The organism is Natronomonas sp., from assembly GCF_036625485.1.
Taxonomy (GTDB): domain Archaea; phylum Halobacteriota; class Halobacteria; order Halobacteriales; family Haloarculaceae; genus Natronomonas.
This window is the reverse complement of record NZ_JAZKTR010000064.1, coordinates 1-13,416: the sequence shown is the minus strand read 5'-3', so window position 1 is coordinate 13,416 and position 13,416 is coordinate 1. Positions and strand designations below refer to the sequence as shown.

At 64.8% G+C, this 13,416-nt stretch carries 15 protein-coding genes; 8 read left to right on the top strand and 7 right to left on the bottom strand.

The features are described from left to right. Together V5A53_RS08070 and V5A53_RS08065 are read right to left on the bottom strand one after the other, a co-directional pair. The coding region (locus V5A53_RS08070; protein WP_332313084.1) for an FGGY family carbohydrate kinase at nt 1-128 on the bottom strand (128 nt) is incomplete at its 3' end. Between the two features lie 52 nt (nt 129-180). Further along, on the bottom strand, nt 181-681 hold the full coding sequence (locus tag V5A53_RS08065) for a gamma carbonic anhydrase family protein (protein WP_332313080.1): 501 nt from the start codon (nt 679-681) through the stop codon (nt 181-183). 413 nt (nt 682-1,094) lie between these two features. On the opposite strand from V5A53_RS08065, the gene V5A53_RS08060 reads away from it, so the two are divergent. The 8 genes from V5A53_RS08060 (at nt 1,095) to V5A53_RS08025 (ending at nt 9,252) form a co-directional block, all read left to right on the top strand. Beyond that, entirely contained in the window at nt 1,095-2,294 is a 1,200-nt protein-coding gene (locus V5A53_RS08060) for a LeuA family protein (RefSeq protein ID WP_332313083.1), read from the top strand. A gap of 295 nt (nt 2,295-2,589) precedes the next feature. Then, the gene (gene ilvB / locus V5A53_RS08055; RefSeq protein WP_332313079.1) at nt 2,590-4,344 is read left to right on the top strand and encodes a biosynthetic-type acetolactate synthase large subunit; all 1,755 of its coding nucleotides are present in this window, start codon (nt 2,590-2,592) and stop codon (nt 4,342-4,344) included. Continuing rightward, nucleotides 4,341-4,973: an acetolactate synthase small subunit gene (ilvN, locus tag V5A53_RS08050; protein WP_332313078.1), complete on the top strand. Its 633-nt coding sequence runs from the start codon at nt 4,341-4,343 to the stop codon at nt 4,971-4,973. The genes ilvB and ilvN overlap by 4 nt, the downstream gene beginning before the upstream one ends. After that, nucleotides 4,970-5,965, top strand: coding sequence for a ketol-acid reductoisomerase (ilvC, locus tag V5A53_RS08045; protein WP_332313077.1), 996 nt, complete (start codon nt 4,970-4,972; stop codon nt 5,963-5,965). Before ilvN ends, ilvC begins: the two co-directional genes overlap by 4 nt. After that, nucleotides 5,966-6,217 carry a hypothetical protein gene (locus V5A53_RS08040; RefSeq protein WP_332313076.1) on the top strand — a complete coding sequence of 84 codons (252 nt, stop codon included), beginning with the start codon at nt 5,966-5,968 and terminating at the stop codon, nt 6,215-6,217. Continuing rightward, entirely contained in the window at nt 6,214-7,638 is a 1,425-nt protein-coding gene (gene leuC, locus V5A53_RS08035; RefSeq protein ID WP_332313075.1) for a 3-isopropylmalate dehydratase large subunit, read from the top strand. Before V5A53_RS08040 ends, leuC begins: the two co-directional genes overlap by 4 nt. Beyond that, entirely contained in the window at nt 7,638-8,282 is a 645-nt protein-coding gene (leuD, locus tag V5A53_RS08030; protein WP_332313074.1) for a 3-isopropylmalate dehydratase small subunit, read from the top strand. The genes leuC and leuD overlap by 1 nt, the downstream gene beginning before the upstream one ends. Next, on the top strand, nt 8,275-9,252 hold the full coding sequence (locus tag V5A53_RS08025) for an isocitrate/isopropylmalate dehydrogenase family protein (protein WP_332313073.1): 978 nt from the start codon (nt 8,275-8,277) through the stop codon (nt 9,250-9,252). The genes leuD and V5A53_RS08025 overlap by 8 nt, the downstream gene beginning before the upstream one ends. A 6-nt stretch (nt 9,253-9,258) precedes the next feature. Here V5A53_RS08025 and V5A53_RS08020 read toward each other — a convergent pair whose 3' ends face one another. The 5 genes from V5A53_RS08020 to sdhC form a co-directional block, all read right to left on the bottom strand. After that, nucleotides 9,259-9,723, bottom strand: a complete 465-nt coding sequence (locus tag V5A53_RS08020) for a DUF5799 family protein (protein ID WP_332313072.1) — start codon at nt 9,721-9,723, stop codon at nt 9,259-9,261. A 197-nt stretch (nt 9,724-9,920) separates the two neighbouring features. Further along, the gene (locus V5A53_RS08015; RefSeq protein ID WP_332313082.1) at nt 9,921-11,750 is read right to left on the bottom strand and encodes an FAD-binding protein; all 1,830 of its coding nucleotides are present in this window, start codon (nt 11,748-11,750) and stop codon (nt 9,921-9,923) included. Between the two features lie 43 nt (nt 11,751-11,793). Beyond that, complete coding sequence (locus tag V5A53_RS08010; RefSeq protein WP_332313071.1) at nt 11,794-12,654, bottom strand: succinate dehydrogenase/fumarate reductase iron-sulfur subunit; 861 nt, start codon at nt 12,652-12,654, stop codon at nt 11,794-11,796. A gap of 2 nt (nt 12,655-12,656) precedes the next feature. Beyond that, entirely contained in the window at nt 12,657-13,022 is a 366-nt protein-coding gene (locus V5A53_RS08005) for a succinate dehydrogenase hydrophobic membrane anchor subunit (protein ID WP_332313070.1), read from the bottom strand. Between the two features lies 1 nt (nt 13,023). Continuing rightward, nucleotides 13,024-13,413 (bottom strand): succinate dehydrogenase, cytochrome b556 subunit, encoded by a 390-nt coding sequence (gene sdhC / locus V5A53_RS08000; protein ID WP_332313081.1) that lies wholly within the window; start codon nt 13,411-13,413, stop codon nt 13,024-13,026. Nucleotides 13,414-13,416: the final 3 nt, after the last annotated feature.

The following is a 13,416-nucleotide window of genomic DNA, read 5'->3' as shown; positions in this document are numbered from 1 at the left end:
ACCCACCCCGGTTCCGGATAGAACTGCTCGTGGGTCTCGTAGGCCTGCCCGTGGATCCGGCCCTCGCGGTCGAAGACCATGCTTCGGGTGCCTGTCGTCCCCTGGTCGATAGCCGCGACGTATGCCATATCGGCGAGGCGGGCGCCGGGAGCAAATAACTGACCCGCAAGGCCCGGCGACCTACTCGATGAGCTCGGAGTTCTCCATGTGCTCCCGAGAGAGTTCGACGTAACGGTCGCCGGCGTAAGTCCACGGCGAGTCTTCGACCTCCTTGATCTTCTCGGCAGGATTGCCGGCATAGAGCGTGTTCGGCTCGATTTCGGAGTCCTCGGTGACGAGGCTATTGGCGCCGACCATCGCTTCCTCGCCGACGACAGTGCGGTCGAGCACGGTCGCGCCCATCCCGACGAGGGCGCGTTCGCCGACCTCGGAGTTGTGGACGATGGCGGTGTGACCCACCGTCGCGTAGGGGCCGATTTCGGCGCCCTCGTGGAGGACCGAATTGTCCTGAATGTTCGAGCCTTCCCGGAGGACGATGGGACCGTGGTCGCCGCGCAGCGTGACGTTCGGCCAGACGCTGGCGTCCTTCTCGATGGTTACGTCGCCGATAACGACTGCCGCCGGGTCGACGTAGGCGTCCTCGTGGACGTCGGGTTCGACGCCGTCGAAGCTTCGGAGCATACACGCGGAGAGTCGTCGGGTCCTGTTAAACGTACGCGCTCCGGCGGCCACTACCGCCGTGTCGAACCCGATCGTGGACCGACTCGCCGTGACTCGGTTCAATTCGACCCGATCGGACGCCTCCGACCAAGTGGATATTCGTCAACTTCCGGACCGCGCGCGAGGTGTAAAACTACTTGATTCTAAACTCATCGGCAGAAAATAACTCTTGCACGATTATTTAAACAGGGCTTTGACGGCGTCACATACCCAATTGTGAGAGGTTATACTAGGACATACTAGGTACTCACGTCGTGCGGTTTTGTAAGTCGTGGCTCCGACCCAGTATTTGAACCCCCGTGCAACATCTGTCTCAAGGACAGTTTTAAATAGGTGGCCGGACTTCCAATCGGTTGCTATGACACAGCACGAGGATACGTCGACTTCGTCGGCGGATCGAGTTCTTCCAGGGCACACTAGATAGTACCTCAGAGATAAGTGAGGCCCGGATTTTCGACACAACGCTGCGCGACGGCGAACAGTCCCCGCGAACCTCGTTCGACTACGAGGACAAACGAGAGATAGCCGCGATCCTCGATGACATGGGCACGCACGTCATCGAGGCCGGATTCCCCGTGAACTCCGAGGCGGAGTTCGAAGCGGTATCGGATATCGCCGACGCGACATCCAATACGGTCTGCGGGCTCGCCCGCGTCGTAGAGAAGGACATCGACGCCGCCCTCGATTCCGGCGTCGAGATGGTGCACGTCTTCGCGTCCACCAGCGACGTCCAACTGCAGGATTCGATGCACGCCACCCGACAGGAGGCGCTGGAACGGTCCGTCGAGGCCGTCGAGCGCGTCAAGGACGCCGGCGTTACCTGCATGTACTCGCCGATGGACGCCACGCGTACGGACGAATCGTTCCTGATCGACGTTATCGAGGCCGTCTCCGACGCCGGGACGGACTGGATCAACATCCCCGACACCTGCGGTGTCGCGACGCCACGACGGTTCTACGACATGGTCGAGAACGTCGTGGCACACACCGACGCCCACGTCGACGTCCACACCCACGACGACTTCGGGTTGGCGTCGGCGAACGCGCTGTCGGGCTTCGAGGCCGGCGCTGCACAGGCGCAGGTCTCGGTCAACGGCATCGGCGAACGGGCCGGCAACGCGGCCTACGAGGAGGTCGTCATGTCGCTGGAGTCGCTCTACGACGTCGATACGGGCATCAAGACCGAGCGCATCACGGAACTGGCCCGCATCGTCGAGGAGAAAAGCGACATCCCGATTCCGGCGAACAAGCCCATCGTGGGCGACAACGCCTTCTCCCACGAGTCGGGCATCCACGCCGCCGGCGTCATCGAGAACGCCGACACCTTCGAACCCGGCGTGATGACCCCCGAGATGGTCGGCGCGACCCGAGAACTGGTACTCGGCAAACACACCGGCAAACACTCCGTTCGCGAGCGACTGGAGGACGCCGGCTTCGCACCGACCGACGCCGAAGTCCGCGAAGTGACCCGCCGCGTCAAAGAGCAGGGCGCACAGAAGGAGCAGGTCACGTTCGAGCGGCTCAAGGAGTTCGCCCGCGACGTGGGCATCCGACGCGAGGAGGTCCGCGTATAGGGATGTCCGTCGCGGCAGTTCGCTCCCCGTCACAGCGGCGGGTGAACGCGAGCGGCAAGGCTCGCGGAACGCGGAACCATTATTACCGTCCGCTTCACTACCAAGGTAGTGATGAGACCCGTGACTGCTGGCACGCGCCGAGCGCTCCTCGCCAGCGTCGCGATTATTGTAGGGGCCTAGCCCCTACACCTACTTTCTCTCCACCGCGGTTCGCATCGGTTTCAGACGATCACATCCACAGGAACATGTACACACAGCACTCCAATCGACGGTATCGCACGATGGGGGGTTCGCCATGAGCGGCGAACCGGCCCAGGTCCCCTCGGAGTCCGAGACGGAACCGGACGCCGAAGCGGGAGCCAAAGACATCGAGACGGGCGCGGACGCAGTCGTGCGCGCGCTCGAGAACGCAGGCGTCGAACACCTCTTCGGCGTGCAGGGCGGCGCTATCATGCCGGTTTACGACTCCCTGTACCACTCGGAGATGAACCACGTCACGATGGCCCACGAGCAGGGCGCGGCCCACGCCGCCGACGCCTACGGCATCGTCTCCGGCGAGCCGGGCGTCTGCATGGCCACCTCCGGGCCGGGCGCAACCAACCTCGTCACGGGCCTTGCCGACTCCAACATGGACTCGGACCCCGTCGTCGCGCTGACGGGCCAGGTGCCGACAGATTTCGTCGGCAGTGACGCCTTCCAGGAGACCGACACGGTCGGCGTCACCAGTCCGATCACGAAGGCGAACTTCTTCGCCAGCGATTCCGAAGACGTCGGCACCGATGTCGGCACCGCCTTCGCGCTCGCGAAGCGCGGCCGACAGGGCCCGACGCTCGTCGACCTGCCGAAGGACGTCACGAAAGGCGACGCCAGCGAGGACCCCGGCGAACCCCAGACGCCGAATACGTACAACCCGCCGGAGACGGCCGACCCCGAGGCCGTCGCCGAGGCCGCCGACGTGCTGGCCCAGGCCGACAAACCCGTCATCCTGGCGGGCGGCGGTGTCATCAAGGCCGAGGCTAGCGAGGCCCTCCGGGAGTTCGCCACCGAACACGAGATTCCGGTCATCACGACGATGCCCGGCATCGGCGCCTTCCCCGAGGATCACGAACTCTCCCTCGAGATGGCCGGCATGCACGGCACCGGCTACTCCAACATGGCCATCACGCTGACCGATTGCATGCTGGCTATCGGGACGCGCTTCGACGACCGCCTGACCGGCGGCGTCGAAACCTTCGCCCCCGACGCCGAGATCATCCACGTCGACATCGACCCCGCGGAGATCTCGAAGAACGTCGAGGCGGACTACCCGCTTTTGGGCGACGCGAAGGCCGTCGTCAAACAGCTGTCGACCGCGATGCCACACGCGCCGGAGGCCGACGGCTGGCGCGAGCAGGTCCAGGAGTGGAAATCCGAGTACCCGATGGACTACTCGGCGCCCGAGGACGAACCGGTCAAACCACAGTACGTCGTCGAGCGTTTCGACGAGCAGACGCCGGACGACACCATCGTCACGACCGGCGTCGGCCAACACCAGATGTGGGCCTGCCAGTACTGGACCTACAAGGAACCGCGTACGTGGGTCTCCTCCCACGGGCTAGGCACGATGGGCTACGGCGTGCCCGCGGCCATCGGCGCGAAACTGGCCGCCCCCGACCAGGAGGTCGTCTCCTTCGAGGGCGACGGCTCCTTCCTGATGACGTGTCAGGAACTCTCCGTCGCCGTTCGTGAGAACCTCGATATCACCATCGTCGTGCTGAACAACGCCGCTATCGGGATGGTCCGACAGTGGCAGGACGCCTTCTTCGGTGAACGCCACATGGCCTCGGAATACCCGTGGGTGCCGGACTTCGACACCCTCGCGGAGGCCTTCGGCGCCCGTGGCTTCCGCATCGACACCTACGACGAGATCGACGACGTCGTCGAGGAAGCCCTCGACTACGACGGACCGAGCGTCGTCGACGCACACATCGACCCCGGCGAGAACGTCTACCCGATGGTGCCGAGCGGCGGCGACAACGGCCTGTTCGCCCTCGCGGAGGACCAGCTATGAGCCGACGCGACGAAGACCGCCGACAGGGCCTCGAAGGCCCCGAACCCGAGGAGCGACAGCGGCCGGTCGGCCGCCGGAACTCCCAGGGTATCCGCGTCGACCCCGAGGTCGAGGCGGAACACGAGCCCCGGCGAACCATCATCTCCGCGTACGTCGCTGACGAACCCGGCGTGTTGGCCCGCGTTTCCGGCCTGTTCCACCGTCGGCAGTTCAACATCGAATCGCTGACTGTCGGCCCCACGCAGAACGAGGGTTACTCCCGCATCACCCTCGTCATCGAGGAGCCGGAGCCAGGTATCGAACAGGCCAAAAAACAGCTCAACAAGGTGCTGCCGGTCGTCCACGTCCGCGAGTTGGATAACGACCCGGTGGCCCGCGAACTGGTCATCCTGAAGGTCAACGGCGACGAACCGGACAAGGTTCAGGCCATCACGGAGATGTACAACGGCGAGACGCTGGACGCCGGCCCCCGGACCGTCACGGTCCAGATCACCGGCGACGAGAGCAAGATCGACGACGCTATCGACGCCTACGAGCAGTTCGGCATCCGGGAGATCGCCCGGACCGGACAAGCAGCGCTGGCACGTGGCGAGAAGGAAACCGCACGCGTTGACGAGACTCATACATGACTGACGCTACTATCTACTACGACGACGACGCCGACAGCACCGCACTCGACGACAAGACCGTAGCCGTACTCGGCTACGGCAGCCAGGGCCACGCCCACGCCCAGAACCTCGACGATTCCGGGGTCGACGTGGTCGTCGGCCTGCGCGAGGATTCGTCCTCGCGGGATGCCGTCGAATCCGACGGCCTCGACGTGACGACGCCCCGCAACGCCGCCGAACAGGCCGACCTCGTGAGCGTGCTGGTACCCGACACTGTCCAGCCCGCCGTCTACGAAGAGATCGCACCCGTCCTCGAACCCGGCGACACGCTCCAGTTCGCCCACGGGTTCAACATCCACTACGGGCAGATCGAGCCGAGCGAGGACGTCAACGTCACGATGGTCGCGCCGAAATCGCCCGGCCACCTCGTCCGCCGCAACTACGAGAACGACGAGGGGACGCCCGGCCTGCTGGCGGTCTATCAGGACGCCAACGGCGAAGCCCACGATATCGGCCTCGCGTACGCGAAGGCCATCGGCTGTACCCGCGCGGGCGTCGTCGAGACGACGTTCCGCGAGGAGACCGAAACCGACCTCTTCGGCGAGCAGGCCGTCCTCTGTGGCGGCGTCACCTCGCTGGTCAAGCAGGGCTACGAGACGCTCGTCGAGGCCGGCTACTCCCGCGAGATGGCCTACTTCGAGTGCCTGAACGAACTGAAGCTGATTGTCGACCTGATGTACGAGGGTGGCAACAGCGAGATGTGGGACTCCGTCTCCGACACCGCCGAATACGGCGGCCTGACTCGGGGCGACCGCGTGGTCGACGAACACGCCCGCGAGCAGATGGAGGAAGTTCTCGAAGAGGTCCAGAACGGCACCTTCGCCCGCGAGTGGATCAACGAGAACCAGGCCGGCCGCCCGAGCTACAAACAGCTCAGAGCGGCCGAGAAGAACCACGACATCGAGGACGTGGGCGAGGACCTGCGCGCACTGTTCGCGTGGGGGGACGAATAGATGGGAAGCAACGACGCGAACGATTCCGAGGACATGACAGCAGACACATTAGGCAATATGAGCCACACCAACCCCTACACGGGGCGAGTGTTCGGCGACACACAGACGTATAGCCGCGGACGAACCATCGCCGCCGACGGAGGGACGGCCGACAGCGCCCCCGAGGCGGAGACGCTGGGTGACGTAAGCCACACGCCGCCGGGCGAGAACGACGGCGCACAGCGCGCCTACGACCGTGGATCAGACCGATGAGTGAGGGAACGCTCTACGACAAGGTCTGGGACCGACACAAGGTGACGACCCTACCGAACGGCCAAGACCAGTTGTTCGTCGGCCTCCACCTCATCCACGAGGTCACGAGCCCGCAGGCGTTCGGCATGCTCCGGGAACGCGACATCGAAGTCGCTCGCCCGGACCTGACCCACGCGACGGTCGACCACATCGTCCCGACCGCCAACCAGTCGCGGCCGCTCGACAACGACGCCGCCGAGGAGATGATGGCGGAACTCGAGGAGAACGTCCGCGAGGCCGGCATCGAACTGGACGACCCGACGACCGGCAATCAGGGCATCGTCCACGTCATCGGGCCGGAACAGGGCATCACCCAGCCCGGCAAGACCATCGTCTGCGGTGACAGCCACACCTCCACGCACGGCGCATTCGGTGCGCTGGCGTTCGGTATCGGCACCTCCCAGATTCGGGACGTGCTGGCGACCCAGACGGTCGCGATGGAGAAGAAGAAGGTCCGCAAGATCGAGGTCACCGGCGAACTCGGCGAGGGCGTCACCGCCAAGGACATCATCCTGACCATCATCCGTCGGCTCGGCACCGAAGGCGGCGTCGGCTACGTCTACGAGTACGCCGGCGAGGCCATCGAGAGCCTCGGCATGGAAGGGCGGATGTCCATCTGCAACATGTCCATCGAGGGCGGCGCTCGCGCAGGGTACGTCAACCCCGACGAGACCACCTACGAGTGGCTCAAGCAGACGGACGAATTTGAGGACGACCCCGAGCGCTTCGAGGAACTGAAGCCCTACTGGGAGTCCATCAGGTCCGACGAGGACGCCGAATACGACGACGTCGTCACCATCGACGGCTCCGAAATCGAACCCGTCGTTACGTGGGGGACCACACCCGGCCAGGGTATCGGCATCACAGAGAAGATTCCCGCACCCGAGGACCTCCGAGAGGACAAACAGGACACTGCCCGTCGCGCACAGGAGCACATGCGCGTCGAACCCGGCGAGACGATGGAGGGCTACAACATCGACGTGGCCTTCCTCGGTTCCTGTACGAACGCCCGACTGCCAGACCTGCGAGCCGCAGCGGAGATCGTCAAGGACCGCGAGGTCCACGACTCCGTCCGCGCGATGGTCGTCCCCGGCAGCCAGCGCGTCAAGGCCGCCGCCGAAGCGGAAGGCCTCGACGAGGTATTCAAGCAAGCCGGCTTCGACTGGCGTGAAGCCGGCTGTTCGATGTGTCTCGGCATGAACGACGACCAACTGGTCGGCGACGAGGCGTGTGCCTCTTCGTCGAACCGGAACTTCGTCGGCCGGCAGGGCTCGAAGGACGGCCGGACCGTCCTGATGAGCCCCGAGATGGTCGCCGCCGCAGCGGTCACCGGCGAAGTGACGGACGTGCGTGAACTGCCGAAAGCGGAGGTGGAGGCATAATGGCCGACGAAACCGAGATTCCGAGCGTCGAACACGTCGAAGGGACCGGCATTCCGGTCCGCGGCAACGACATCGACACCGACCAGATCATCCCGGCGCGCTTCATGAAGGTCGTCACCTTCGACGGCCTCGGTGAGTTCGCCTTCTTCGACCAGCGGTTCGACGACGAGGACAACGAGAAGGACCACCCGTTCAACGAGGAGCAGTATCAGGACGCTAACGTCCTGGTCGTCAACTCCAACTTCGGCTGTGGCTCCTCCCGAGAGCACGCCCCGCAAGCGCTGGTCCGCTGGGGCATCGATGCCGTCATCGGCGAGTCCTTCGCCGAGATCTTCGCGGGCAACTGTCTCGCGTTGGGCGTACCGACCGTCACGGCCGACACCGAGACCATCCGCGAACTGCAGGACTACGTCGAGAAGTACCCCGACAGCGAGATCGAGATCGATGTCGAGGCCGAGACGGTCTCCTACGACGACCGGGTCGTCGAAGTCGAGGTCGACGACGCCCAGCGGAAGGCGCTGGTCGACGGCATCTGGGACACGACGGCCCTGATGAAATCCAACACCGAGGCCATCGCCGACACCGCCGCGTCGCTGCCGTACATCGAAGACCCCGAACCGCGGAAGGGACACGCGGATGACTGAGACGGTACTGGTCGTCCCCGGCGACGGTATCGGCCAGGAAGTCGTCCCCGCAACCGTAGAGGTACTCGAAGCCGTCGCCGACTTCGAGTTCGTCGAAGCCGAGGCCGGCGACCACGTCAAGGAGGAGACCGGCGAGGCGCTGCCGGAGGAGACGCGCCGATTGGCGACCGAAGCCGACGCGACGCTGTTCGGCGCCGCCGGCGAGACGGCCGCCGATGTCATCCTGCCGCTGCGGCAGGCGGTCGAATCCTTCGCCAACATCCGGCCGGCCCGCGCCTACCCGGGCGTGGACGCGCTTCGGCCCGAGACGGACCTCGTGTTCGTCCGGGAGAACACCGAGGGCGTCTACAAGGGCATCGAGTCGGAGATCGACGAGGGCGTGACGACGCTGACCCGCGTCATCACCGAGGACGCCTCACGGAGGATCGCCGACTACGGCTTCGAATACGCCGCAGAGAACGGCTACGACGACGTCACCGTCGCCCACAAGGCCAACGTGATGCGCGTCACCGACGGCCAGTTCCTCGATGCGGTCGAGGCCGTCGCCGAGGAGCGCAGCGCCGACTACGAGGAGGCGCTGATGGACGCGCTGGCGATGCATCTCCTCCTGACCCCCGAGGACTACGGCGTCGTCATCTGCCCGAACCTCGCGGGCGACATGCTCTCGGATCTGGCAGCCGGCCTCGTCGGCGGCCTCGGCCTGCTGCCGAGCGCCAACGTCGGCGAGGACAACGCGCTCTTCGAGCCCGTTCACGGCTCTGCGCCGGATATCGCCGGACAGGGCGTTGCCAACCCCGCGGCGACGATACTGTCGGGCGCGATGCTACTGGAGCACCTCGACTACGACGAGGAAGCAGCGGACGTTCGCAGTGCGGTCGAGAGCGTCCTCGCAGACGGCCCGCGGACGCCGGACCTCGGTGGCTCGGCGTCGACCGAAGACGTCACAGCGGCCATCGTCGACCGGCTGTAACGGCCCCTATTCTCCCTTCGCTTCGGCGGCAGCGATTCGCACCTCTTCCCAGCGGCCGCGCTCTTCGAGGTGTGCCTGTAGCTGCTGTGCGTAGGCCGTTACCAGTCGCTCGGCGGCCTGGAGTTTCTCCTCGTCGGTGCCGTCGTCGGTGTCGGCCCCGTTGCGGCTGAGGCCGAGCGTCCCGAGCAGCGAATCGAGGAGGCCACCGGAGCCGCCGTCGTCCTCGGCGGGCATTCCCATCGGCCCCATGTTGGCGATGTTCTCCAACTCCGGCATGACCGTCGGGAGTTCCGAGGTGTCGGCGACGAGTTGTGCGGCATCCTCGTCGCTGGGGTTCTGGATGTCGAAGGTGGTCGCAGTCATGATCAGTCCCCACTCCTGTCGGGAGAACTGGGACTGTTCGACGCGACGCGTGAACTCGTTGTCGACGGCCATCCGGTCGCCGACGAGCATGTCCTGCCAGTCACTCATACCCCGGCGTAGGGACTGGGGGGGCTTATATGGCGTGGCGAGCAGGCGGGCCGCTCGACGGCCATCCGGGTCCCGCACTCCCGCCTCGGCGGATGGCCGACGGTCGCTCAGAGCACGGGACGACTGGTCGCGTGCTGATATATAAAGAACTGGTCAGTCACCAGGGCATCGAGCGCCGAAAAGAACGCAACGAGGCGTTAGTAGGAACGAACCTTCGGTTCGTATTCCTTCTCTTCGCCTTCGAGGATGACGGGCTTGTAGTAGAGGTCGGGGGTGCCGTCGTTCCACGCGATCATCGTGTGTTTGAGCCACTCGTCGTCCTTCCGCTCCTGGTGTTCCTGCCGCCAGTGGGCGCCGCGGAACTCATCACGAGCGAGCGCACCGAGAGTGATAGTCTCGGCGATGTCGATGAGGTTTCGCGTCTCGATGGTGTGGATGAGGTCGGTGTTGAACGTCCGCGAGGGGTCCGAAACCGCGACGTGCTGGTAGCGCTCGCGGCACTCGCGGATAATCTCGAGGGCGTCCTTGAGGCTCTCCTTGTTGCGGAAGACGTTGACGTTCTCGGTCATCGCCTTCTGGAGGTCCTCGCGGATCTCGGCGTGGTTCGTGCCCTCGCGTTCGAGCAGTTCGTCGACGCGGCGCTGCTCGGCGTCGACAGCGGCCTGGACGAGGTTTTCGGCGTCGACCATCGCGCCGTCGGCGATGACGTCCTCGTCGCCCGTATCGATGGCACCGGGTTCGACGGGCGTCTCGATGCTGTTCTCGTCCTCGCTTCGGGCCGAGGGGCCGGTCGGAACTTCGGCCTCGCCGAGGTCCTTGCCGGCGGCGTGGCGGCCGGCACGGGCGCCGAAGACGATGAGTTCCGGCAGGGCGTTACCGCCGAGACGGTTCGAGCCGTGGACCGAGGCACACGCACACTCGCCGGCCGCATAGAGACCTTCGATACAGGTTTCGCCGTGTTCGTTGGTCTCGATGCCGCCCATGTGGTAGTGCTGGCCGGGCTTGACGGGCATCGGTTCCTCGACGGGGTTGACGCCCTCGAAGTCCTCCGCGAGGTGGATGATGTTCTCGAGGCGGTCGTAGATACGCTCCTCGCCGAGGTGGCGCATGTCGAGGTAGACGTACTCGTCGTTGATGCCGCGGCCCTGATTGACTTCGGTCAGTTCGGCACGAGCGACGACGTCACGGGAGGCGAGTTCGCCGGCGTTGTTCGCGTAGCCGTGTTCGAACATGAACCGCTCGCCTTCGCTGTTGTAGAGGATGCCACCTTCCCCACGGACACCCTCGGAGATGAGAACGCCGGTCGAGGGCAGCGTGGTGGGATGGAACTGGACGAACTCCATGTCCTCGACGGGGACGCCGGCTCGGTAGGCCATCGCGGCCCCGTCACCGGTGTTGGCGACGGCGTTGGTGGTGTGGTCGAAAACCTGCCCGTCGCCGCCGGTGGCGAGGACGACACCGTCTCGGGCCTGGAAGCCGACGATTTCGCCGCTCTTGATGTCGTAGGCGACGACGCCGTGGCACGTCCGCTCGGTGGGGTCGTCGTGGTCGGTGACAGCCAACTGGGAGACGTAGTACTCGTCGTAGACCTGGATGCCCCGTTTGACGACCTGCTCGTACATCGTATGCAGCAGGTGGTGGCCGGTTTCGGCGCCGGCGTAGGTGGTCCGGGGGAAGGAAAGGCCACCGAAGGGACGCTGGGAGACGCGGCCGTCGTCCTCGCGGGAGAACGGCATCCCCCAGTGTTCGAGTTGGATGACCTCGTCGGGCGCGTCCTGAGCGAGTGTTTCGATGGCGGGGGCGTCACCGAGGTAGTCGGACCCCTTCATCGTGTCGTACGCGTGGAGTTCCCAGTCGTCGCCGTCTCGGAGGGCAGCGTTGATGCCACCTTCCGCGGCGCCAGTGTGGGAACGGACCGGATGCAACTTCGTGACCATGGCGACGTCGGCGCCTTCCTCGTGGGCCGCGATGGCCGCACGGAGACCGGCACCGCCGGCGCCGACCACGATCACGTCGTGTTCGTGTATCGTCATTGTCTGTGGTTAGGATTTGAGAGACTTTAGCGTGCGGTTACCAGAACTTGAGGTTGCTTTTGACGGCTTCTCGTTTCAGTTCCTGAATGTGCTCGGTCAGCGGGATGTCCTTCGGGCAGACCTCGGTACAGGAGAACTGGGTCTGACACCGCCAGACGCCGTGTTCCTGCTCGATGATGTTGAGGCGGTGTTCCTTCATGTCCTCGCCTTCTCGCTTGTCCATCGCGAAGCGGTAGGCCTTGTTGATGGCGGCGGGGCCGAGATACTCGTTGTCGCCTGCGGCGATGTTACAGGAGGACATACACGCGCTACACCAGATACAGCGCGTCGACATCTTGACCTTCTCGCGGTTCTCCCGGGTCTGCCGCTGTTCTTCGTCGGCCGCGGGGAGGTCGTTGGTCTGGAAGTAGGGTTCGACGGCCTCCATCTGGTCGTAGAAGTGCTCCATGTCGACGACGAGGTCCTTGACGACCTCGGAGTGCGGGAGCGGTTCGATGCGGACGGGCCAGTCGAGTTCGGACATCTGGGTCTTGCAGCCGAGGCGCTGGCGTCCGTTGACGAACAGCGCGTCGGAACCACAGATGGCCTGTCGACAGGAGTGTCGGAAGGTGAGGCTGGAATCGAAGTGGTCCCGCGCGTAGATGAGCGCGTCCAGCACCGTCATCCCCTTCGTGAAGGGGACGCGGAACGTGTCGAATCGCGGGTCCTTCTTGCCTTCGACCTCGGGGTCGTAGCGGAAGACCTTGAGTTTCACCGTCTCCTCGGTGTCGTCGAGGTCCTCCTCGGCGCGTTCGCGCATGTCGGCGCGTTCGCGCTTTTCGGTCATCCGGCGCTCCTGATGGGTGCTTTCGGTCTCCGGTTCCGTCTCGGTTTCTTGTTCGGTGACTTGCGTACTCATGATTAGACGAGGTTTGTCATAGCGGCCGCGACGCGGAAGCCCTGTGCGATGAGCACGAAGCTCGCGACGACGAGCAGCCACTTGACGGCGGTTTTCGGGGTCCCGTCGAGACCCTGATTGACGAGGGCGTTGTAGACGCCGTTGACGCCGTGGAACGTGCCCGCGATGAGGAACAGCACCATCGTCAGGAAGTAGCCGACCTGACTCATGCGTGCCTGCGTTCCGGCGAAGGTGATCTCGGCCGCGTGGTTGACGAAGTGCAGCATCAGGAAGTGATACGCCAGCACGGCCACGAGGAACGCGGCCGTGATCCGCTGGAGCAACCAGCGAGTGCCTTTCGGTTCGAACGAGGAGTAGTGTTCCGCCATCTTAGAGACCTCCGAGGAAGGTGGGGATACTCGCGACCGTGATGGCCGCCGAGACGATCAATGCGGCGTAGAACGCCTTGTCCTGTGCCTCAAGACCCACACCGAGGTCGACGAAGAGCAGGCGGACGCCGTTCAGGATGTGGAAGACGGCGACGGCGAGTAGGCCGACCTCCAGAACGCGCACGACGAGGAAGCTTTCGAGGCTCTGAAGCGTCGTCGTGTACGTCCCGGCATCCACCGTGGCGGTGCTCAGAACGGCGATGTGTGTAAACAGGTAGCCGATGAGCACCCAGCCAGTGAACTTGTGGAAGATCCAGGCCCACATGCCGGCGGAGAACTCCTGCCACCGCCCGAAGTCCTCTATCAGACCTCGGTCGTACGATTGACTCATGCA

Coding starts and splice junctions, on each gene's coding strand:
- V5A53_RS08005 (WP_332313070.1), bottom strand. CDS start 13,022: ATGGCGGAACACTACTCCTCGTTCGAACCGAAAGGCACTCGCTGGTTG.
- ilvB (WP_332313079.1), top strand. CDS start 2,590: ATGAGCGGCGAACCGGCCCAGGTCCCCTCGGAGTCCGAGACGGAACCG.
- ilvC (WP_332313077.1), top strand. CDS start 4,970: ATGACTGACGCTACTATCTACTACGACGACGACGCCGACAGCACCGCA.
- leuC (WP_332313075.1), top strand. CDS start 6,214: ATGAGTGAGGGAACGCTCTACGACAAGGTCTGGGACCGACACAAGGTG.
- V5A53_RS08010 (WP_332313071.1), bottom strand. CDS start 12,654: ATGAGTACGCAAGTCACCGAACAAGAAACCGAGACGGAACCGGAGACC.
- ilvN (WP_332313078.1), top strand. CDS start 4,341: ATGAGCCGACGCGACGAAGACCGCCGACAGGGCCTCGAAGGCCCCGAA.
- V5A53_RS08020 (WP_332313072.1), bottom strand. CDS start 9,723: ATGAGTGACTGGCAGGACATGCTCGTCGGCGACCGGATGGCCGTCGAC.
- V5A53_RS08040 (WP_332313076.1), top strand. CDS start 5,966: ATGGGAAGCAACGACGCGAACGATTCCGAGGACATGACAGCAGACACA.
- V5A53_RS08025 (WP_332313073.1), top strand. CDS start 8,275: ATGACTGAGACGGTACTGGTCGTCCCCGGCGACGGTATCGGCCAGGAA.
- leuD (WP_332313074.1), top strand. CDS start 7,638: ATGGCCGACGAAACCGAGATTCCGAGCGTCGAACACGTCGAAGGGACC.
- V5A53_RS08065 (WP_332313080.1), bottom strand. CDS start 681: ATGCTCCGAAGCTTCGACGGCGTCGAACCCGACGTCCACGAGGACGCC.
- sdhC (WP_332313081.1), bottom strand. CDS start 13,413: ATGAGTCAATCGTACGACCGAGGTCTGATAGAGGACTTCGGGCGGTGG.